We start from the raw sequence: 19,631 nt of genomic DNA, 5'->3' as shown, positions 1-19,631 counted from the left end.
AAGCCAGCGTTAGCTGGCCGGCGCCCAGTTGCCGTGGAAGCCCATCGGCACCCGCTGCGGCAGATGCACCGTCGCTATCGACGCGAGAGTTTGCGCATCCAGCAAGATCAGCTGGCCTTCGTCGCTGCCGCGGTGGTAGCCGTAGCCCATCAGGATGCCGTCGTCCTCGCCGGTCTTGCGCGGGTCGGCACCGGGGTTGGGCACAAATGACATCTCGCCGATCAAAAGGGCGGGGTCCAGGTCGGCCACGGTGCTGGATCCGGTCGCGTAGTCGTGCTTGTACAGCGCGGTGGACATGTCCGATGCGCCGCCCGAGAGATACCCGCCGTCCACGCCGACGGTGTAGCCAAACCGGTGCGGCCCCCCCAGCAGGGTCTCGTTGATGCGCGGAAACTCCTGCGGCCGATCGTCGCGGCGTTCGCTTCTCACCGCACCGGTCGCCAGGTCGATTGTCCAGCGGTCGAGCGTGGGCCGGCTGTCGCCCGGACCACGAAGGTCCCGGTCGAACATCCGTGAGTAGCGGACCACGTCGAGCACCAAAACCTCTGTGCCGTCCCGCATCTCGGAATAGGCGTTGAGCGGGTGGTAGACGTAGCAGGGTTCGATGTCGAACCAGCGGACGTCCTTATTGCCGCCCTCGCGCGGCATGACCCCGATGCGCGCCGGATAGTTGTCGTTCCACCTGTAGGGCATTTTGTTGATCGGCTGCGGATTGCGGTTGATCATCGTCGCGATCGGGCTGGGGATGCGGACCCGACCGAGCAAGGACTGCAGTACCAGCCGGGTGGGCGAATTCAGCCAGCGCGGCACCTCCATCGGCACGATCTGAATCGGGTCGAACGTCACCGGCAGGTCGTAGATCACCACGTATTTGTCGGTCAGCGAGAAGTCGTGCATCATCGGCGACCCGCTGACCTCGATGTCCACGGTCCGCCGCGCGCGTCCCTGGGTGTCGATCACCGAGTACTGCACGGTCCGTCCGCGTGCGAACGAGTAGGACAGCGCGTGCAATTCGCCGGTCGCCGGGTCGCGGTGCGGATGCGCGGTGAAACCACCGAACAGGGTTCCGTCGAAATCGCACGGCCCCACGGTGTCCAGGTCGTCGGTGAGCACGTAATTGGCGCCGCCTCCCTCGACGAGCGCCAATGTCCGGCCGCCGTGGGCCAGCACGTTGGTGTTGGGGCCCACCGACAGCATTCCGATCCGCGGGTCCAGTCCGGTGGGCGCCGGTTCTCCCAGCGCGGCGCATACGGGCGGAGTGCGCACCCAGCGGTTGCGGTACCAGCACGCCTTGCCGTCGCGCAGCGCGACGCCGTGCACCATGCCGTCGCCGCTGAACCAGTGGTAGATGGCCGGGTCAACCTCGGCAGCCGGGTTGGGCCCGTTGCGCAGGTAGCGCCCGTCGAGGTGTTCGGGGATGTTCCCGGTGACCGGCAGGTCGGTCGCGGTCACTTCGGCGCTCACCGGCGCCAGGAAGCCCTCGAGGTACGGGTTGCGGGACTTGACAGTGTGCGCGACGGTCACGGCTGAGCTCCTATAACATTGTTATTTCGCTGTTATTGGCAACGTACGCCCCCGATGAGAAGATGGCAAGGATGACTTCGCAGACGGAACGGACCGTGCGCGACGAGCTGCTCCACGCGGCCGTCTGCCTGCTCGACGACGACGGGCCCGACGCGCTGCAGACCCGCAAGGTGGCCGGTGCCGCGGGGACCTCGACGATGGCGGTATACACGCACTTCGGCGGGATGCGGTCGCTGATCGCCGAGGTCGCGCAAGAAGGGTTGCGTCAGTTCGACACGGCGCTGACAGTGCCTCGGACGGACGACCCGGTGGCGGATCTGATGGCCGTCGGGGCCGCGTATCGCCGCTATGCCATCGAGCGGCCGCACATGTACCGGCTGATGTTCGGCAGTACCAGCGCCCACGGCATCAACGCGCCCGCGGGGAACGTCCTGACGCTGACCATCGCCGAGATCGAGCAGCATCAACCCAGCTTCGCGCACGTCGTGCGGGCTGTGCACCGGTCGGTGCTGGCGGGCCGGATCACCGCGTGTTCCGCGGACGACGACGCCTCGGTTGTGGCGACCGCGGCCCAGTTCTGGGCGCTGATTCACGGGTTCGTGATGCTCGAACTCGCGGGTTTCTATGGCAACGAAGGCGAGGCCGTCGGGCCGGTCCTTGGTGCGATCACGACGAATCTGCTTGTCGCCCTGGGAGATTCACCCGAGCGGATCGAGCAGTCGCGGCACGCGGCAATCCGCGCCGGCTAAGCAGACGAAACCCCCGGGCCTTCCGAAGAAAGTCCGGGGGTTTCGTGCAGTGAACTACTTGACGGTGACGGTGGCGCCGGCGGCCTCGAGCTTGGTCTTGGCCTCGTCGGCGGCCTCCTTGGCGACCTTCTCCAGCAGCGGCTTGGGTGCGCCGTCGACCAGGTCCTTGGCCTCCTTGAGGCCCAGGCCGGAGACGATCTCGCGGACAACCTTGATCACGCCGATCTTCTTATCGCCGGCGGCCTCGAGGATGACGTCGAACTCGGACTGCTCCTCGGCGGCCTCGGCCGGTGCGCCACCGGCGGCGGGGCCGGCCGCGGCGACCGCGACGGGCGCGGCCGCGGTGACCTCGAAGGTCTCCTCGAACTTCTTGACGAAGTCCGAGAGCTCCAACAGGGTCATTTCCTTGAAGACGTCGAGCAGGTCGTCGGTGGAGATTTTTGCCATGGTGTGGGTCCTTCCTGGGTTGGTTTGGGTTGGGTTATTCGGCTTCAGCCGGTGTCTCGGTGGATGCCTCGGCAGCGGGGGCTTCGGCGGGTGCTTCGGCGGCGGGTTCGGCGGCCGCTTCGGCGGGCGCTTCGGCGGCGGGTTCGGCCGCGGCAGCGGGTTCGGCGGGCTTCTTTTCCTGCAGTGCGGCCAACAGGCGAGCAACCTGCGAGGCGGGCGCGTTGAACAGGCCGGCCGCCTTGGCCATGTTGCCCTTCATCGCGCCGGCCAACTTGGCCAGCAACACCTCGCGGGACTCCAGGTCCGCGATGCGCTCGACCTCGGCGACCGTCAACGGGTGGCCATCCATGTAGCCGCCCTTGATGACCAGCGCCTTGTTGTCCTTGGCGAACTTCTTGAGGGCCTTGGCGGCGTCAACCGCCTCACCTGTGACGAACGCGATGGCCGTCGGGCCGACGAACAGCTCGTCGAGACCCTCGATCCCGGCTTCCGACGCCGCACGCTTGATCAGCGTGTTCTTGGCCACCGAGTAGGTGGCCGACCCCGCCAGAGACCGCCGCAGCTCGGCCAAATTGGCCACCGTCAAACCGCGGTATTCGGTGATCAAGGTGGCCGTCGAGCCGGTGAACTGCTCGGCGATGTCTGCAACGGCGGTGGCCTTGTCAGCCTTTGCCATGCATACCTCCTGTGGTGAAAGTCCTAGTGCGACTTGTGGTCTGTGATCACCGGAGAACGACGAACGCCCCGGCGCAGGAAGCGGCCGGGGCGTTGAAATGCGCCGGCGCACGCCGGCGGTAATGCCTCGTCCTCCTGCGTGGGCCGCCGGGATGTTCCCGGACCTTCAACCGATTGCTCGGTGACCGACGGTCTTCGGTGGATCGGCAACCACAATAGCGTGACCACCCGCGATCAGCCAAAACGCGCAAGCCGGGCCGCGCCGACGAGACCGGCCTCGCCGCCAAGCTCGGCGGGCACCACCCGCAGGCCGTGCAGAAAATCCAGTCCGGCGTAGTCGGCCAGTGTCGCCCGCAGCGGGTCGAAAAGCACGCGACCGGATTTCGCCACTCCTCCCCCGACGACGGCGAGGTCGAGGTCGCAGACCGCCGCCACCGAGGCGATCATCGCCGCGAGCGCACTGGCGGCCCGGTCGAACGCCCGCAGCGCCACGGCGTCGCCGCGCGTCGCGGCGTCGGCCAGCTGCTCGGCGCCGGCACCGGGCGGCGCGGACCAGCCGTTGGCCCGGGCCCAACGCACCAGCGACGGGCCGGCCGCAACGGTCTCGACGCAGCCGCGGCCGCCGCAGGTGCAGGGCAGGCCGTCCGGGTCGACCACCACGTGACCGACGTGGCCGGCATTGCCGGTGCGCCCGGTGTAGGGGGCGCCGTTGAACACCAACCCGCCGCCCACGCCGGTGGACACCACCATGCCCAGCAGGAAGCGCGCCCCGCGTCCGGCGCCGCGCCAGTGCTCGCCCAGGGCCATGCACGTGCCGTCACCACCCAGCCGCACGGGCACGCCGGGCACCGCTGCCGCGACGCGGTCCCGCAACGGGAAGCCGCGCCAGGACCCGATGTTGATCGGGCTGACGCACCCGGTGTGCAGGTCGATCGAGCCGGCCGACGCGATGCCCACCGCGACGACCCCGCCGTCGACCGCGCCGAGGGCGTCGGCGATCGCTGCCGCGACCGCGGCCCAGATCTCTTCGGCCGACCCGCCGGGCGGGGTCGGTCGGATGGACGTGTGCACCAGCGCGCCGTCGTCGTCGGCCAGGCCGACGGCGATCTTGGTGCCGCCGATGTCCAGGCAGAGGGTGAGCATCGGCGATCAGTGCCGGTGGGTGTTGTCGGGCTGGTGGGGATCGCCGGGATGCTCGTAGCCGGGAGCGAGCCGCACCAGCTCCGCGGTGCGCGCGTCGAGCCACACCCGGAAGGCGCGCCGCCGCGCGGCGCCGCGCAGATGCTCGGCGATCGCGGACCGCACCTGTCCCAGCGGCGGGCCGACCCGCGACGGGGCGCGCCAGCCGTGACGGCGCGGGCGCGGCGCGGCGAACCGCAGCGGGTTGCGGGCGTGATAGTCGGCCACGTCTTGGTCGCTGACCCGGACTGCGGCGGTGACGTCGGCGAACAGGGCCCGCGCGGCCGGATCGGCCAGCGCTGCCGCGGCCACGCTCCCGATCTCCAGCCGGGCCGTGTCGTCGGGCAGTAGCTCCGTCTCGCCCGGGGCGTCCCCCGCGGTCAGGCCGCGCGCGGCCACCTCGACCGCGACGACTCTTTCGGTCACGATCAATTGGGTGAGCCAGCGCCGCAGCTGCCGTCCCTCGCTGGTGCCGCCGGCGGGCAGCGCGGCCGCGCGCGGACCGCTGCGCAACCGCGCCTCGCGGGCGTCGACCTCGTCGACCCCAATCGGCGTGCCGGCGACGGTCGCGACCAGGCGCGCGCTCACTTCACCGTCACCTTCACCGCCGGGGAGTAGACGAGCCGGCCGGCGCACCCGACTCGGACCAGCGCCCACCACTGGCCGGGTTCCAGCCATGCCGGCGGGGTGACGGCGAAGGCGAGCTCGACCGTGCCGCGTGCGGGCAGGGCCGCGCCGAGCGCGGCCGGGCCGATCCACTCCCAAGTGCCCCACGGGCTGATCAGATGCGCCTCTAGCGCGACCTCCGCGCAGGCGTGGGTGCCGACCGTAACGGTCAATCGGGCCGTGTCGCCGGCGCGCAGCGTGACGTCGGCGGGCCCGTCGACGAGGTAGAGCAGGTCGGCGAGGTCGACTGCGTCCACGCCGACGGCCACCACCGCCACGTCCTCGACCGCCTGCTGCCACGCGGCCGGCACCGAGTCCCCGGAGAGCCGCAGCTGGGCGCGGATCGGGTACAGGCCGGGTGGTGCGTTCGCCGGGACGTCCACCACCGCGTCGGTCTCGCGGTACTCGCCGCTGCACAGCGTCAGCGGCCGCTCGCTGGGTGTGGCCGACCAGCCGTCCGGGCACACCACCGCCACCGCGCCCTCCAGCGCGGAATCGCTGCAGTCGCTGGCCGCGGTGAGCCGGAACGCCACCCCGTCGCCGGGCCGCGCGGTAACGAGGCGCGGATGCAGGTGGGCGACCGCGGGCAGGCCGCCGAGCGGCGCCGGCCCGCGATTGTGCAGCCAATAGCGCGCGTAAAGCGGCTGGGCGGCCTCGGCGTTCGGGGCCAGCGCGACGGGCCGGCCGTCGCCGCCGCCGGAGAACGGCACGTCAAGCCGGGCCAGCACGGTGGCGAGCTGATAGCCGCGCAGGTCGATCGATCGTATTCGTCCCCGCGGCGTCTCCAGGAGGTCGGCGAGCTCGAGCGCACTCACCTTGCCCAGCGCCGAACCGATGCTGACGCGGGCGGGTGCGCCGCGGGTTTCCACCAGCCGCAGGGCCACCGCGGCGGGGTCGACCGGCTTCGCGCTGCCCGCGGTCAGCGGGTTGCCTGCCGCCTTGAGCGCCCCGAGGTGCACCGCGTCGGCGGGGTCGACTCGCAGCAGCGATCCGGTCGGCGGCAGCTCGCCCCGCCCCTCGCCCGCGACGACGGCGAGCAGCGGTTGGGCGAACTGCGCGCTGCGGGCCGGAATTCCGGCCCGCCGCCAGTCCCCGTCGCCGCCGACCAACGCGTAGTCGAAATCGTGTGTCCAGTGCTGCAGTTGGAAGTTCGAGCCGTCGGGAGCGGTGCGGCGGGGCTCGTCGATCCAGACGCCCGACGGCCAGCCCGTGCACGACCGCATCAGCGCGGTGTGCAGGGTGCCTTCGATGTCGACGGCGAAGCTCGGCACGCCCCGGTTGAGGAGCGCGACAGTGCGGGCCTCGAAGGGCTCCATCGCCGCCGGCGCCTGCTGGGTGACCTCGATTTCGGCATCGCCGAGATCCGTTGCCACCGCGGCGATTTCGTCGTCCAGGTTGGTGTCGTCGGAGCCGGCGATCACCAGCACCGGCAGGGCGCGGACCCCACGCAGGTCGGCGCCGGGCACCCACACCTGTGCCAATGGCGTCGCCGCCGGCACCCACACCCGGGCCCGTCCGGTCTCGGCCAGCTGGCGTTCGAGTTCGGCGGTGTAGTCCGGAACCGCCTCGGCGAGAACAGCTTTGGTGAAGGCGTTGCGGCCGGGCCCGCCCAGGGCGATCCGCACGTCGGGCAGATTGGAGTCGACGTCGAGGCGGCCGTAGCGCGGTTGGTCGGCGCCGCTGCAGGTGGCCGTGACGCCGGCGCGGACCAGCGCGACCATCAGCTCGCGGGCCAGCGGTCCCGACGTCGTCTCGGCCGGCGACACCACCTCGGCCACGGCAACCGCCCGCACGGCCGAGTTCGAAACCCGGACCCGGGCCGCCGACGAAAGCCCGAACCAGCCGTAGGCCGGGTTGTCCAGCGTCCACAGGTAGCGCGCGGTGTCCACGGACTGCGACCCGTCGTGCAGCAGGGCGAAACCCCGCCCGATGACGGCGTCACCCACCTCGCTGACCGGCATGGCGCCGGGAACCGGGCACGGCCAGCGCAGGCGCAACAAGCGGTCTTCCCCGGTGAACTCGTCGATGGTGGTGCGGCAGTCCACCCGCGCGACGCCCCGCCACAGGGTGATGGTTTGGGTGTAGCGCAGCAGGGTGCCGATACCGCCGCGCACCACCAGCCGCTGACCGAGCGGGCCGGCGTAGGCCCGCACGCGCGCGGGCGATTCCGACGAGCACACCACCGGCCCCTTGGGCAGGAGGTGCCACGGGCCCTCGCCCTGCGTCGGGTGCGCCGGGTATTCCTCGTAGACGGCAAGCTCGTTGCCCACCCGGCCGGCCGCGATCAGCTGGCGACCGTCCTGAACCAGGGAGGAGACCGCCCCGCCGCGCGCCGCGTCGACCGCCAGCCGGTAGTGCTCGTTGGCGATCTCGGATCCGGGCACCGGTTCCCAGCCGGCCACTTCGCCGCCAGGCGCCAGCCGATAAGCCCGCCAGCCCAGCGAAGGCACATCGCTGGCCAGCCAGGTGACCGAGCGGCCGTCGTCCTCGACGTGCGCGGGCGACTCCTCGCCGTTGGGACCCAGCACCCGCACCCCCGCCGCGACCGGCGAATCGAGCCGGGCGGTGACGATGTCGGTGCGCTGGTGTGTCAGCGGATTCCACACCACGACCGAACGTCCGCCGGTATCGATCGCGCCGGACAGCAACGCCAGCGAGTTGTCGCGGGCCGCGCGGCCCAGCTCCCACGCGTCGCGCCAACCGGTCAGCAGGTCCAGGTACACCTGGTCGGATTCCGACCCGGTGATCGCGTCATGGTGCGCGCCGTAGGCCAACTGCACCCACGCCTTCGCCAGGGCCGCCTGCGGGTACTCGGCGCCGGTCATCAGCGCGGCGAACACCGCGAAGCGCTCGGCGTCCAGGACGGCGTTCTCGGCGGCCCGGTTGGCTTGTTTGGTGTCGATGTACGACACGTCCTTGCCGGTGTAGATCGGGTTCATGTCCCGGGTCTGCGGCGACGGCGCACACCCCCGCTCGGCGAGTTCGGCGCGCACCGCCGCGAAGAACTCCCGCGGCAGCGCGCACACGAATCGCGGCCAGGTGTAGCGCCGGGCCCAGTCGCGGTGGATCGCGGTGACCCACTTGTTCGGCGGGGTGTAGTCGGTGCCCACCGGCAACAGCACATTGCGGGTCAGCGCGACCTTCTTGAGCTGACGGAACAACCGGTACGTGGCGTCCTGCGCCTCCTGCAGGCTGGTCGACGAGTCCATCCCCCAGCCCGCGCCGTAGTGCGCGGGCATGTAGTGGGTCAGCAGGCCGCGACCCGACGGCGCGATCCACTCGAACTCGCTGCAGAACTGCATGCCTTCGACACCGCCGGAGTGGGTCGGGCCCCACTGATGGTGCGGCCCGCGGGCCCACGAACTCGACGTCAGCCCGGCGTCGGCGGCCATTCCGGGAAATTGCGGATCGTGGCCGAACACGTCGAGCTGCCAAGCGGTGGCCGGATCGGCGCCGAGCACCTCGCGCTGAAAACCTATGCCGTGCACCAGGTTCCGGATCGTCGTTTCCGGTCCGGTGAGGTTGGTGTTGGGTTCGTTGTAGGTGCCGCCCATCACCTCGACGCGGCCCTCGGCGAGGAAGCGGCGCAAATCGGCGCGGTCCTCGGGCCGGGTGTCCCAGTACGGCTTGAGGTAATCCACCTCGGCCAGCACGAACTTGTATTCGGGCTCGCGGCGCGCCATCTCCAGATGCGCGTGCACCAGCTCGAAGGCGTTGGCCTGCCGGTCCGGCGGGTCCGCGGCCCACTCGCTGGTATAGGCACCCTGCGTGTTCCACCACACCGGGTCGTAGTGGAAGTGGCTGATCATGTACATCGTCCAGCCGGGCTCGGCGACGACGAACTCGAACGGCGTGCCCGCGCCGCCGGCGTGCACGCGCGCGGCGCGACGCTGACCGACGACCGGACGGTCGACGGTGACCGGAACCTCGACGAACTCGGCGCCGGCGTCGGCGACCGCCTCCCCCCGCAGACCGTCGCCGTCGATGCGGACCCGCGTCGGCGCGGCCACCCCGGCGAGGCTGACGCGCACCAGTTGCGACGGCGCGTCCGGCGGCCCGACGAAAAGCTCCGTCGGCTCCGCCGAAATCACCTGCATGTCCGCACTTTACGCGGCCGGCGCCGCGAAATCGCCGTCGCGTAGGGACGACTGTCACCGGCTGGTGGAAAGCTCGGTGCCATGGCAGATCTGACCACCCAACTGGCCGACCAGCTCGACTGGCACTGGCGCAACCAGCTGCGCCCACGCCTGGACGGGCTGACCGACGACGAGTACTTCTGGCAGCCGGTGCCCAACTGCTGGACCGTGCATCCCGATGGGTCGATAGATTTCGCCTTCCCGGCGCCCAGCCCCGTACCGTTCACCACGATCGCGTGGCGCATGGCACACGTCATTGTCGGCGTTTTCGCCATGCGTGCCCATCATCATTTCGGTGGACCGTCCGCCGACTACCAGAGTTGGCACTATGCCACCGACGCCGCCACCGCCCTGCGGCAACTTGACGAGACGTACGCGGCGTGGATCAACGGCGTGCGGTCGTTGTCGGACACCGACCTGACCCGCCGCTGCGGCCCGGCCGAAGGGCCCTACGCCGACTATCCGCTGAGCGAGCTGGTGTTGCACATCAATCGAGAAGCGATCCACCATGGTGCCGAAATCGCCTGCCTCCGAGACCTCTACCTGCACAGCCACACCATTCAGGAGGATTGAGAATGCCCGCACTTGCCCCGCCCGTCGCCGACGAACGCAGCGCCCTGCGCGAATACTTGGCGTTTCACCAAAGCGCGTACTTCGCCGTGTCGTACGGCCTGACCGACGAGCAGGCCCGGTCCGCACCCACGGTCAGTGCGCTGTCGATCGGCGGGCTGGTCAAGCACGCAACCGCGATGCAACGCACTTGGATGGCGCGCGTCGCCGCCGCGCCGGAGGAGCCGCCGAAGGACACTCGCCCGTTCGAGCAGATCGCCCAGGAGTTCGGCGAGCAGCACGTGATGCGGCCCGACGAGACGCTGGACGGGCTGCTGCGGGCGTTCGAAGCGCAGAACGAGAAATCGCTGCGGCTGGCGGAAACCGCGGATCTCGACGCGGCGGTGCCGGTTCCCCGAGACATCCCGTGGTTCCCCAAAAACCAGCCGGCATGGTCGGTGCGCTGGGTGATCCTGCACGTGATCAACGAGTTGGCCCGGCACGCCGGGCACGCCGACATCATCCGGGAGACCATCGACGGCGCCACCATGTACGAATTGATCGCCGGCCTGGAGAACTGGCAGATCGAGGGCTGGGTACAGCCCTGGAAAGCAAAGTGAGTGTCCTCACACCGAATTGCGACTTGACACCGCCGGTTTGGCAGACTGCTGGAATGAGTTCTACCAAACACCGCGAGGTGGCCAGGCTCGACCGGGTGCCCTTGCCGGTCGAAGCGGCCCGGGTGGCAGCCACCGGTTGGCAGGTCACCCGCACCGCGGCTCGCGTCGTCACCAAGCTGCCGGGCAGGGGTCCGTGGCAGCAGAAGGTGATCAAGCAGCTCCCGCAGACCTTTGCCGATCTGGGGCCGACGTACGTGAAGTTCGGGCAGATCATCGCGTCCAGCCCCGGTGCGTTCGGCGAGTCGCTGTCCCGCGAATTCCGCGACCTGCTCGACCGCGTGCCACCGGCCGACAAGGACGAGGTGCACAAGCTGTTCGCCGAGGAGCTCGGCGCCCAGCCGTCGGAGCTGTTCGCCAGCTTCGAGGAAGAACCGTTCGCGTCGGCGTCCATCGCCCAGGTGCACTACGCGACCCTGCACAGCGGCGAAGACGTCGTCGTCAAGATCCAGCGGCCGGGCATCCGCCGCCGCGTCGCCGCGGACCTACAGATCCTGAAGCGCTTCGCGCAGACGGTGGAGCTGGCGAAGCTCGGCCGGCGGTTGTCCGCCCAAGACGTCGTCGCCGACTTTTCCGACAACCTAGCCGAGGAGCTGAACTTCCGCCTGGAGGCGCAGTCGATGGAGGCCTGGGTGTCCCACCTGCACGCCTCACCGCTGGGCCGCAACATCCGGGTCCCCCAGGTGTACTGGGACCTGACCACCGACCGGGTGCTGACGATGGAGCGGGTGCACGGCATCCGCATCGATAACGCCGCCGCCATCCGCAAGGCCGGGTTCGACGGCACCGAGCTGGTTAAAGCGTTGCTATTCAGCCTGTTCGAGGGCGGTCTGCGGCACGGGCTGTTCCACGGCGACCTGCACGCGGGCAACCTCTACGTCGACGACCAGGGCCGCATCGTCTTCTTCGACTTCGGGATCATGGGCCGCATCGACCCGCGCACCCGCTGGCTGCTGCGCGAACTCGTGTACGCGCTGCTGGTGAAGAAGGACCACGCCGCGGCAGGCAAGATCGTCGTGCTGATGGGCGCCGTCGGCACCATGAAGCCCGAAGCCCAGGCCGCGAAGGACCTGGAGCGCTTCGCCACGCCGCTGACCATGCAGACCCTGGGCGAGTTGTCCTATGCCGACATCGGCCGCCAGCTCTCCGCGCTGGCCGACGCCTACGACGTCAAGCTGCCCCGGGAGCTGGTCCTGATCGGCAAGCAGTTCCTCTACGTCGAGCGGTACATGAAGCTGCTCGCACCCAAGTGGCAGATGATGTCGGATCCGCAGCTGACGGGATACTTCGCGAACTTCATGGTCGAGGTCAGCCGCGAGCACCAGACCGACGTCGAGGTATAGGGGCGGTCTAGTGCAGATCCGCAGCGGCTACGCGATAGCGGGGGCCACCTCGCGCGACGCCCCGGGCGAGGTGAAGCTCTACTACGAAGACATGGGCGACCTTGCCGACCCGCCCGTGCTGCTGATCATGGGCCTGGGCGCGCAACTGTTGCTGTGGCGAACGGCGTTCTGCGAGAAGCTCGTTGGGCAGGGCCTGCGGGTGATCCGCTATGACAACCGCGACGTCGGCCTGTCCAGCAAGACCGAGCACCGCAGCTCCGGGCAGCCGCTGGTGACGCGGCTGGCCCGGTCCTGGCTCGGCCTGCGCAGCAACGCGGCATACACGCTGGAGGACATGGCCGACGACGCCGCCGCGCTGCTCGATCACCTGGGTCTCGAGCACGCCCACATCGTCGGGGCATCGATGGGCGGCATGATCGCCCAGGTTTTCGCGGCACGCTTCCCGACGCGGACGAAAACGTTGGGAATCCTGTTCTCCAGCAACAACTCACCGTTCCTGCCGCCGCCGGCCCCGAGCGCTTTGCTCGCGCTCCTCAAGGGTCCACCGCGGAACGCGCCGCGCGATGTGATCATCGACAACGCGGTGCGCGTCAGCAATATCATCGGCAGCCCCCGCTATCGCATGCCCGAAGAGCAGGTTCGCACCGACGCGGCCGAGGGGTACGACCGCAACTACTACCCGCAGGGCATCGCCCGCCATTTCGCGGCGATCCTGGGCAGCGGCAGCCTGGCGCCCTACGACCGCCGCATCGCCGCGCCGACGGTGGTGGTCCACGGCCGCTCCGACAAGCTGATGCGGCCCTTTGGTGGCCGGGCGATCGCGCGCGCCATCAGCGGCGCTCGGCTAATCTTGTTCGACGGCATGGGCCACGACCTGCCTCAGCAACTGTGGGATCCGCTGATCAGCGTGCTGACTAGTAACTTCGCCGAGGCCCGCTAAATCCCGGACAGGGCGGCGTTTAGGGTATCCCTGCCGAATTTCACACACGTCTCACAGGGTTGATACCGTTGGCGTCGGGAGGATGTCTGTTAATGGCGGAGCTGAAGCCGTATTACGAAGAGTCGCAAGCAACCTACGACATTTCTGACGACTTCTTCGCGCTCTTCCTCGACCCCAACATGGTGTACACCTGCGCCTATTTCGAAAACGACGACATGACGCTGGAAGAGGCGCAGCTCGCCAAGCTGGACCTTGCGCTGGACAAGCTGAACCTCGAACCCGGCATGACGCTGCTCGACGTAGGTTGCGGCTGGGGCGGAGCGCTGGTCCGCGCGGTCGAGAAGTACGACGTCAATGTCATCGGGCTCACGCTGAGCCGCAATCACTACGAGCGCAGCAAGGCCCGGCTGGCCGAAATCCCCACGACGCGCCACGCCGAGGCGCGGCTACAGGGCTGGGAAGAGTTTGACGGCCAAGCCGATCGGATCATGAGCTTCGAGGCCTTCGACGCGTTCAAGAAGGAACGCTGGCCCGCGTTCTGGGATTGGGCCTACAAGACCCTTCCGGGGGACAGCCGGATGCTGATGCACAGCATTTTCACGTATCCGCAGTCGCAGTGGAAGGAGCGCGGCATCCCGATCACGATGACGGACCTGCGTTTCTTCCACTTCCTCGGCACGGAAATCTTTCCCGGCGGCCAGATGTGCGGCGAACGCGACATCGTCGACCTGGCGCAAGAGAGCGGTTTCACGATCGAGAAGATCCAATATCTCCAGCAGCATTACGCGCGGACTCTGGATACGTGGGCGGCCAATCTGCAGGCCAATCGCGAACGCGCCATCGCCATCCAGTCCGAAGAGGTCTACAACCGCTTCATGCGCTACCTGACCGGCTGCGCGGACCTTTTCCGCAAAGGGATCTCCAACGTCGCGCAGTACACGCTCACCAAGTAACGATTAGCCGGGGGACGCACCACGCCATGGCCGAGAAACTGACGCCGCACTTTGCCGACGTGCAGGCGCACTACGACCTCTCTGACGACTTTTTCCGCCTGTTCCTAGACCCAACGCAGACCTACAGCTGCGCGTACTTCGAGCGCGAGGACATGACGCTGGAAGAGGCTCAGATCGCCAAGATCGACCTGGCGCTGGGCAAGCTGGGCCTGCGGCCGGGCATGACGTTGCTCGACGTCGGCTGCGGCTGGGGCGCCACCATGCGGCGGGCCATCGAGCGCTACGACGTGAATGTCGTCGGCTTGACGTTGTCGAAGAACCAGGCCGCCCACGTGCAGAAGATGTTCGACGAGATGGACAGCCCACGCAGCAAACGGGTGCTGCTGAACGGCTGGGAGCAGTTCGACGAGCCCGTCGACCGGATCGTGTCGATCGGCGCGTTCGAACACTTCGGCCACGAGCGTTACGACGACTTCTTCCGGATGGCCCACACCGTCCTGCCCGCCGACGGGGTGATGCTGCTGCACACGATCACCGGGCTGACGCCGCAGGAGTGCACTGAACAGGGCATCCCCCTGACCTTCGAGATGGCCCGCTTCATCAAGTTCATCGTCACCGAGATCTTCCCGGGCGGCCGGTTGCCGTCTATCGAGAAGGTCGAGCAGCACTCGTCGAAGGCCGGCTTCACGCTGACCCGCCGGCAATCACTGCAGCTGCACTACGCCAGGACCCTCGACTTGTGGGCGGAGGCGCTCCAGGCGCACCGGGACGAGGCCATCGCGATCCAGTCCGAGGAGGTCTACGAGCGGTACATGAAGTACCTGACCGGCTGCGCGAAGGCATTCCGCACGCGCTACGCCGACGTCAACCAATTCACCCTGGAGAAGAAGTAGCGCGCATTTTTATATAGATGTGACTGAGCTCAAACCAACCCGTGGCCAGGGCGTGTGGGCGACGAATCGGATTTCCTACTAAGATTTCACCTGATCAAGTTCGCCGTGGAGGGCAGCTGGCGACGCGCCGGTTGCCCGGCTCCACGAAAGGACCCTTTCACGCACCATGGACAATCTCGACGCCGTCATAGTCGGTGCAGGTTTCGGGGGGATTGGCACAGCCATCCAGCTCAAGCGGCTTGGATACGACAACATCGTCATCCTCGATCGCGACTCGGACCTGGGCGGGACCTGGCACGTCAACCATTACCCCGGGCTGGCCGTCGACATCCCGTCCACCACCTACTCGTATTGGTTCGAGCCCAATCCGTACTGGTCGCGGCTGTTCGCGCCGGGCGCCGAACTGAAGCGGTACGCCGAACGCGTCGCCGACAAGTACGACGTGCGCCGCCACATGCGATTCAACGCGACGGTCGAGAGCGCAAGCTGGGATGAGGACCAGCGGTTATGGCAGGTGGCGCTGGCCGACGGCACGAGCCTGACGACACGTTTTCTGATCACCGCGACAGGCTTCCTGTCCCAGCCACACACCCCCGACATCCCAGGAATGGAGACTTTCGAAGGCAAGGTCATCCACACCACCGCGTGGGACAACGACTACGAGTTCGACGGCCGTCGCGTCGGGATCATCGGTACCGGGGCGACCGCGGTTCAGTTGATACCCGAGCTGGCCGCCAAAGTCGCCGAGCTGACGGTGTACCAGCGGACGGCGATCCATGTGGTGCCCAAGATCGACTTCGCGATCCCGGTTTGGCTGCAGCGGGTATTCGCTCGGGTGCCGCTGGTGCACCGGGCCTTCCGGCTGGTCACCGACACGCTCTTCGAGTTGATGATGGTGACCGGTGTGCTGCACTACCGGCAGTTCCGGCGGCTGAACATTGCCGCGGCGGATCTTGCCAAAATCAACCGGTTCATCTCGGTCCGCGACAAGGAACTGCGGCGCAGACTGACGCCCGACTACGACTTCGGCTGCAAGCGACCCACCTGGTCCAACAGCTATTACCGGACCTTTACCAAGCCGCATGTGCATCTGGAGACCAACAGCATCGAGCGGATCGAGCCCGACGGCATCGTCACCGCCGACGGGCGCAAGACCGTCATCGACACGCTGGCACTGGCCACCGGTTTTGATCTCTGGAACACCAACTTTCCGGCCATCGAGGTGATCGGGCGCCAAGGCCGCAACCTGGGGAAGTGGTGGCGAGAGAACCGGTTCCAGGCCTACGAGGGGGTGTCCATTCCGTACTTCCCCAACTACTTGAGCTTGGCCAGTCCGTTCGCCTTTTCCGGCCTGTCGTTCTTCAACACGATGGAATACCAGATGCGGCACATGGACCGGCTGTTCGGGGAAATGCAGCGCAGAGGAGCGACGGAATTCGAGGTGACCGAGGAAGCGAATGCGCGCTTCCTGGAACGGATGACCGACCTTCTCGACAACACGGTGTTCTACGCGGGCGACTGTGCCACCTCGCGGTCCTACTACTTCAACCCCGATGGCGAGGCGACCCTGCTGCGGCCCACGTCGACGCGCAACGCGGTACGTGAAGGATCACGATTCCCGCTGAGCGATTACCAGTTCCGCTGACCGGCCGCGCCCCGTCGAAATTCGGCCTGTGTCGGTCAAACCCCGCCTTGACATTGGGTATCCTTTGACACCGACCGAGATGCGTGCCTGCCCCAGGCAATGACCATCATCCAGGAGAAGAAGGCGAAAATGGCTGATCAACCGGCTAGCCCGACCAAGATACGGACGGCTCCCGAAGACATTCAGGCGCACTACGACGTCTCGGACGACTTCTTCGCCCTGTTCCAGGACCCGACCAGGACCTACAGCTGCGCCTACTTCAAAAACGACGACATGACGCTGGAAGAGGCGCAGTACGCCAAGATCGACCTCAACCTGGACAAGCTGGACCTCAAGCCGGGCATGACCCTGCTGGACATCGGCTGCGGCTGGGGCACCACCATGAAGCGCGCCGTCGAGCGGTTCGACGTCAATGTCATCGGCCTGACGTTGTCAAAGAATCAGCACGCCCGCTGCGAGCAGGTGCTGGGGGCCCTGGACACGAACCGGTCATGCCAGGTCCGCCTGCAGAACTGGGAGGACTTCAACGAGCCCGTCGACCGCATCGTGTCGATCGAGGCCTTCGAACACTTTGGGCACGAGAACTACGACGACTTCTTCAAGAGGTGCTACGACATCATGCCCGAGGACGGGCGGATGACCGTCCAGAGCAGCGTCAGCTACCACCCCTACGAGATGGCGGCCCTCGGCAAGAAGTTGACCTTCGAGACGGCCCGTTTCATCAAGTTCATCATCACCGAAATCTTCCCGGGTGGCCGGCTGCCGTCCACTCAGATGATGGTCGACCACGGCGAGAAAGCGGGTTTTGTGGTGCCCGAACCGCTTTCGCTGCGCCCGCACTACATCAAGACGCTGCACATCTGGGGCGACACGCTCGAGTCCAACAGAGACAAGGCCATCGAGGTCACTTCCGAAGAGGTCTACAACCGCTACATCAAGTACCTGCGGGGCTGCGAGCACTACTTCACCGAAGAAATGCTTGACGTCAGCCTGGTGACCTACCTCAAGCCGGGGGCCGCCGCCTAATTTTTTTCGCCGGGTGTCGGATCGGCGCTGCGGCGTTCGTCGAACAGGTAGAGAGTGGAGCACAGGGCTTCGCTCACGACCGGAGGTGACGAACATGCAGTATTTCGCGCTGTTGATCAGCCAGGAACGGGAGCTGACCCCCGACGAGCGGGAGCCCGTGATGACGGCTTACCAGAACTTCCACGCCAAGGCCGGCTCGGCGATCCGCGCCGGTGACGCCCTGCTACCGACGGCGACGGGTGTGCGCATCACCGGCGGACCCGACTCGCCCGTGGTCACCGACGGTCCATTCGCCGAGGCCGCCGAGGTGGCATGCGGTTACTACGTGTTCGAGGCCGAGGACCTCGACGAGGCGCTGAAGCTGGCCCGCGACGTTCCCGCCGCCCAGCACGGCGCGATCGAAGTCCGGCCGACCTACCACGCGTTCGATCCCGATTGGAAAGGCACCGGCGGCCAATGGCTGGCACTGCTCCTGGAGTCGCCGGCATCCGCCAATACCCCGGGCACGCCGGAATGGGAGGCGGAAGCGGCGCGGCACGGTGAATTCGCCGCTGCCGCAGGCGATCACATTGTCGGGGGCGCCGCATTGCGCGAGCCGACGACGGCGACGACGATGCGCGTCCGCGACGGCCAGGTGCTGTTGACCGACGGGCCCTACGCGGAAGGCGCCGAGATTGCGACCGGCTTCTACCTGCTGGCCGCCGCGGATCGCGACGAGGCGGTCAAGCTGGCCGGAATGATCCCCGCCTCCACCGTGGAGCTGCGGCAACTGGCCGGGGTTTCAGGGCTCTAGATTCGCGAATGGCCAACCTGGACGGCGTCTTCCGCCGGGAATGGGGACCGGCCGTCGCCGCGCTCGCGCGGTGGTCCGGGGACCTCACCGTCGCCGAGGACGCCGTCCAGGAGGCCTGCGCCGAGGCGCTTCGGACCTGGCCGCGCGACGGCGTGCCCGACAGTCCCGGCGGGTGGCTGGTGACCGTCGCCCGCAACCGCGCGCGCGACCGGCTGCGTCGCGAATCCATCCGTCCCGGAAAGGAATTGGCGGCGGTGGTCGACGAGATCAGGGCCCGGACCGACCGGGTGGACGTGCACCCGGTCCGTGACGACGAGTTGCGGATGATGTTCACCTGCGCGCACCCGGCGCTGGACCGGCAGTCGCAGCTGGCGCTGACGCTGCGGCTGGTGTCCGGGTTGACCGTCGCCGAGATCGCCCGCGCCCTGCTACAGACCGAGCCGGCCATCGGCCAGCGAATCACGCGTGCCAAGAACAAGATTCGGCACGCCAACATCCCGCTGCGGGTGCCTCCGGCCGAGCTGCTGGCCGAGCGCACACCGCACGTGCTGGGTTGCATCTACTCGGTGTTCACCGAGGGCTATTGGTCGACCGCGGGGCCGTCCGCAATTCGAGACGAGCTGTGCGACGAGGGAATTCGGCTGGCCGGAGAATTGTGCGCGCTGATGCCCGACGAGCCGGAGGCGCACGCCCTGGCGGCCCTGATGCTGCTACACGATTCGCGACGGGCGACCCGGGTGGACGACGCCGGCATGCTGGTGCCGCTCGAGGACCAGGACCGGCGCCGTTGGGACCGCGGCCGCATCGCGCGCGGCCTGCAGCGGTTGCGGGCGGCCGCGGGATCGACGGGCGCCTACCTGCCGCAGGCGGTGATCGCGGCGGTGCACGCGACGGCCCCGTCCTGGGAGCAGACCGACTGGGTCGCGATCTGCGCCGCCTACGACCGGCTGTGGCGGATGACCGACTCCCCCGTGGTGGCCGCCAATCGCGCGCTGGCGATCGGTTTTCGCGACGGCCCGGGGGCGGGCCGATCTGCAACCCGTAATCGATGCCATCCGCGCGGCGGTATCGCGCCGGCATCGCCTGCCACTGGCCGACGTGCTGCTGGTGGCGGCCGGCGTGATCCCGCGAACCACCAGCGGCAAGCTGGCGCGACGCGCCTGCCGCGCCCGATATCTCAACGGCGACTTGGGCGCACGGGACCCCTCCTGACTATCCGCCGCACTCGGCGATGCGTCGGCGCAAGAACTCGCGGCCCGGCTCGGAACCGTTGGACTCCAACGCGATTCGGTACCAGGCCACCGCGTCGGCCGGCCGGGCGGCGCGCCGCAGCAGATCGGCGCGCACCGTCGCGACGAGATTGGAGCGGGCCAGCCGGGGATCATGCGCCACCTTGTGCAGCGCGGCCCGGCCCCCCCCCCGGCCGGAGCGAAAAC

16 protein-coding genes and 2 pseudogenes are annotated in these 19,631 nt (G+C 68.2%); 11 read left to right on the top strand and 7 right to left on the bottom strand.

Features of this window, described 5'->3' with window-relative positions; translation table 11 throughout:
• Window positions 1–9 precede the first annotated feature (9 nt).
• Complete coding sequence (locus A5744_RS12595; RefSeq protein WP_076061448.1) at window positions 10–1,524, bottom strand: carotenoid oxygenase family protein; 1,515 nt, start codon at window positions 1,522–1,524, stop codon at window positions 10–12.
• A 71-nt stretch (window positions 1,525–1,595) separates the two neighbouring features.
• On the opposite strand from A5744_RS12595, the gene A5744_RS12590 reads away from it, so the two are divergent.
• Window positions 1,596–2,273 carry a TetR/AcrR family transcriptional regulator gene (locus A5744_RS12590; protein WP_076061446.1) on the top strand — a complete coding sequence of 226 codons (678 nt, stop codon included), beginning with the start codon at window positions 1,596–1,598 and terminating at the stop codon, window positions 2,271–2,273.
• Window positions 2,274–2,327: 54 nt separating this feature from the next.
• Here A5744_RS12590 and rplL read toward each other — a convergent pair whose 3' ends face one another.
• The 5 genes from rplL to A5744_RS12565 form a co-directional block, all read right to left on the bottom strand.
• Window positions 2,328–2,720, bottom strand: coding sequence for a 50S ribosomal protein L7/L12 (rplL, locus tag A5744_RS12585; RefSeq protein WP_076061444.1), 393 nt, complete (start codon window positions 2,718–2,720; stop codon window positions 2,328–2,330).
• A 34-nt stretch (window positions 2,721–2,754) separates the two neighbouring features.
• Window positions 2,755–3,396 (bottom strand): 50S ribosomal protein L10, encoded by a 642-nt coding sequence (rplJ, locus tag A5744_RS12580; RefSeq protein ID WP_076061443.1) that lies wholly within the window; start codon window positions 3,394–3,396, stop codon window positions 2,755–2,757.
• A gap of 233 nt (window positions 3,397–3,629) precedes the next feature.
• Complete coding sequence (locus tag A5744_RS12575) at window positions 3,630–4,538, bottom strand: ROK family protein (RefSeq protein ID WP_076061441.1); 909 nt, start codon at window positions 4,536–4,538, stop codon at window positions 3,630–3,632.
• 6 nt (window positions 4,539–4,544) lie between these two features.
• A complete protein-coding gene (locus tag A5744_RS12570; protein WP_139331328.1) occupies window positions 4,545–5,210 on the bottom strand; it encodes a malonyl CoA-ACP transacylase in 666 nt (221 codons plus the stop codon).
• The gene (locus A5744_RS12565) at window positions 5,159–9,337 is read right to left on the bottom strand and encodes an NEW3 domain-containing protein (RefSeq protein WP_076061437.1); all 4,179 of its coding nucleotides are present in this window, start codon (window positions 9,335–9,337) and stop codon (window positions 5,159–5,161) included. The genes A5744_RS12570 and A5744_RS12565 overlap by 52 nt, the downstream gene beginning before the upstream one ends.
• 81 nt (window positions 9,338–9,418) lie before the next feature.
• On the opposite strand from A5744_RS12565, the gene A5744_RS12560 reads away from it, so the two are divergent.
• The 10 genes and pseudogenes from A5744_RS12560 to A5744_RS12515 form a co-directional block, all read left to right on the top strand.
• Window positions 9,419–9,949, top strand: a complete 531-nt coding sequence (locus tag A5744_RS12560; protein WP_076061435.1) for a DinB family protein — start codon at window positions 9,419–9,421, stop codon at window positions 9,947–9,949.
• 2 nt (window positions 9,950–9,951) lie between these two features.
• Window positions 9,952–10,545 carry a DinB family protein gene (locus A5744_RS12555; RefSeq protein ID WP_076061433.1) on the top strand — a complete coding sequence of 198 codons (594 nt, stop codon included), beginning with the start codon at window positions 9,952–9,954 and terminating at the stop codon, window positions 10,543–10,545.
• Window positions 10,546–10,598: 53 nt separating this feature from the next.
• The gene (locus A5744_RS12550; protein ID WP_139329664.1) at window positions 10,599–11,945 is read left to right on the top strand and encodes an AarF/ABC1/UbiB kinase family protein; all 1,347 of its coding nucleotides are present in this window, start codon (window positions 10,599–10,601) and stop codon (window positions 11,943–11,945) included.
• A gap of 91 nt (window positions 11,946–12,036) precedes the next feature.
• Window positions 12,037–12,885 carry an alpha/beta hydrolase gene (locus A5744_RS12545; RefSeq protein WP_139331336.1) on the top strand — a complete coding sequence of 283 codons (849 nt, stop codon included), beginning with the start codon at window positions 12,037–12,039 and terminating at the stop codon, window positions 12,883–12,885.
• Between the two features lie 92 nt (window positions 12,886–12,977).
• Complete coding sequence (locus tag A5744_RS12540) at window positions 12,978–13,838, top strand: cyclopropane mycolic acid synthase family methyltransferase (protein ID WP_076061430.1); 861 nt, start codon at window positions 12,978–12,980, stop codon at window positions 13,836–13,838.
• Window positions 13,839–13,864: 26 nt separating this feature from the next.
• Window positions 13,865–14,731: a cyclopropane mycolic acid synthase MmaA2 gene (mmaA2, locus tag A5744_RS12535; RefSeq protein ID WP_076061428.1), complete on the top strand. Its 867-nt coding sequence runs from the start codon at window positions 13,865–13,867 to the stop codon at window positions 14,729–14,731.
• A gap of 166 nt (window positions 14,732–14,897) precedes the next feature.
• Window positions 14,898–16,376, top strand: a complete 1,479-nt coding sequence (locus A5744_RS12530) for an NAD(P)/FAD-dependent oxidoreductase (RefSeq protein WP_076061427.1) — start codon at window positions 14,898–14,900, stop codon at window positions 16,374–16,376.
• 129 nt (window positions 16,377–16,505) lie between these two features.
• Window positions 16,506–17,402 (top strand): hydroxymycolate synthase MmaA4, encoded by an 897-nt coding sequence (gene mmaA4 / locus A5744_RS12525; protein ID WP_076061726.1) that lies wholly within the window; start codon window positions 16,506–16,508, stop codon window positions 17,400–17,402.
• 94 nt (window positions 17,403–17,496) lie between these two features.
• The gene (locus A5744_RS12520; protein WP_076061425.1) at window positions 17,497–18,195 is read left to right on the top strand and encodes a YciI family protein; all 699 of its coding nucleotides are present in this window, start codon (window positions 17,497–17,499) and stop codon (window positions 18,193–18,195) included.
• Between the two features lie 8 nt (window positions 18,196–18,203).
• A pseudogene (locus A5744_RS12515) lies at window positions 18,204–19,232 on the top strand (sigma-70 family RNA polymerase sigma factor); the annotation flags it as partial.
• A gap of 175 nt (window positions 19,233–19,407) precedes the next feature.
• On the opposite strand, the pseudogene A5744_RS12505 reads toward A5744_RS12515, so the two are convergent.
• Window positions 19,408–19,631 (bottom strand): annotated as a pseudogene (locus tag A5744_RS12505) (RNA polymerase subunit sigma-24); the annotation flags it as partial.

This window comes from Mycobacterium sp. IS-1264, from assembly GCF_001954195.1.
In the GTDB taxonomy this organism is placed as follows: domain Bacteria; phylum Actinomycetota; class Actinomycetes; order Mycobacteriales; family Mycobacteriaceae; genus Mycobacterium.
This window is presented reverse-complemented; position numbering and strand designations above follow the sequence as displayed.

Bases quoted from the DNA above. Each gene is read 5' to 3' on its own strand.
- A5744_RS12590 (WP_076061446.1), top strand. From the start codon at position 1,596: ATGACTTCGCAGACGGAACGGACCGTGCGCGACGAGCTGCTCCACGCG.
- rplL (WP_076061444.1), bottom strand. From the start codon at position 2,720: ATGGCAAAAATCTCCACCGACGACCTGCTCGACGTCTTCAAGGAAATG.
- rplJ (WP_076061443.1), bottom strand. From the start codon at position 3,396: ATGGCAAAGGCTGACAAGGCCACCGCCGTTGCAGACATCGCCGAGCAG.
- A5744_RS12575 (WP_076061441.1), bottom strand. From the start codon at position 4,538: ATGCTCACCCTCTGCCTGGACATCGGCGGCACCAAGATCGCCGTCGGC.
- A5744_RS12565 (WP_076061437.1), bottom strand. From the start codon at position 9,337: ATGCAGGTGATTTCGGCGGAGCCGACGGAGCTTTTCGTCGGGCCGCCG.
- A5744_RS12560 (WP_076061435.1), top strand. From the start codon at position 9,419: ATGGCAGATCTGACCACCCAACTGGCCGACCAGCTCGACTGGCACTGG.
- A5744_RS12555 (WP_076061433.1), top strand. From the start codon at position 9,952: ATGCCCGCACTTGCCCCGCCCGTCGCCGACGAACGCAGCGCCCTGCGC.
- A5744_RS12550 (WP_139329664.1), top strand. From the start codon at position 10,599: ATGAGTTCTACCAAACACCGCGAGGTGGCCAGGCTCGACCGGGTGCCC.
- A5744_RS12545 (WP_139331336.1), top strand. From the start codon at position 12,037: ATGGGCGACCTTGCCGACCCGCCCGTGCTGCTGATCATGGGCCTGGGC.
- A5744_RS12540 (WP_076061430.1), top strand. From the start codon at position 12,978: ATGGCGGAGCTGAAGCCGTATTACGAAGAGTCGCAAGCAACCTACGAC.
- mmaA2 (WP_076061428.1), top strand. From the start codon at position 13,865: ATGGCCGAGAAACTGACGCCGCACTTTGCCGACGTGCAGGCGCACTAC.
- A5744_RS12530 (WP_076061427.1), top strand. From the start codon at position 14,898: ATGGACAATCTCGACGCCGTCATAGTCGGTGCAGGTTTCGGGGGGATT.
- mmaA4 (WP_076061726.1), top strand. From the start codon at position 16,506: ATGGCTGATCAACCGGCTAGCCCGACCAAGATACGGACGGCTCCCGAA.
- A5744_RS12520 (WP_076061425.1), top strand. From the start codon at position 17,497: ATGCAGTATTTCGCGCTGTTGATCAGCCAGGAACGGGAGCTGACCCCC.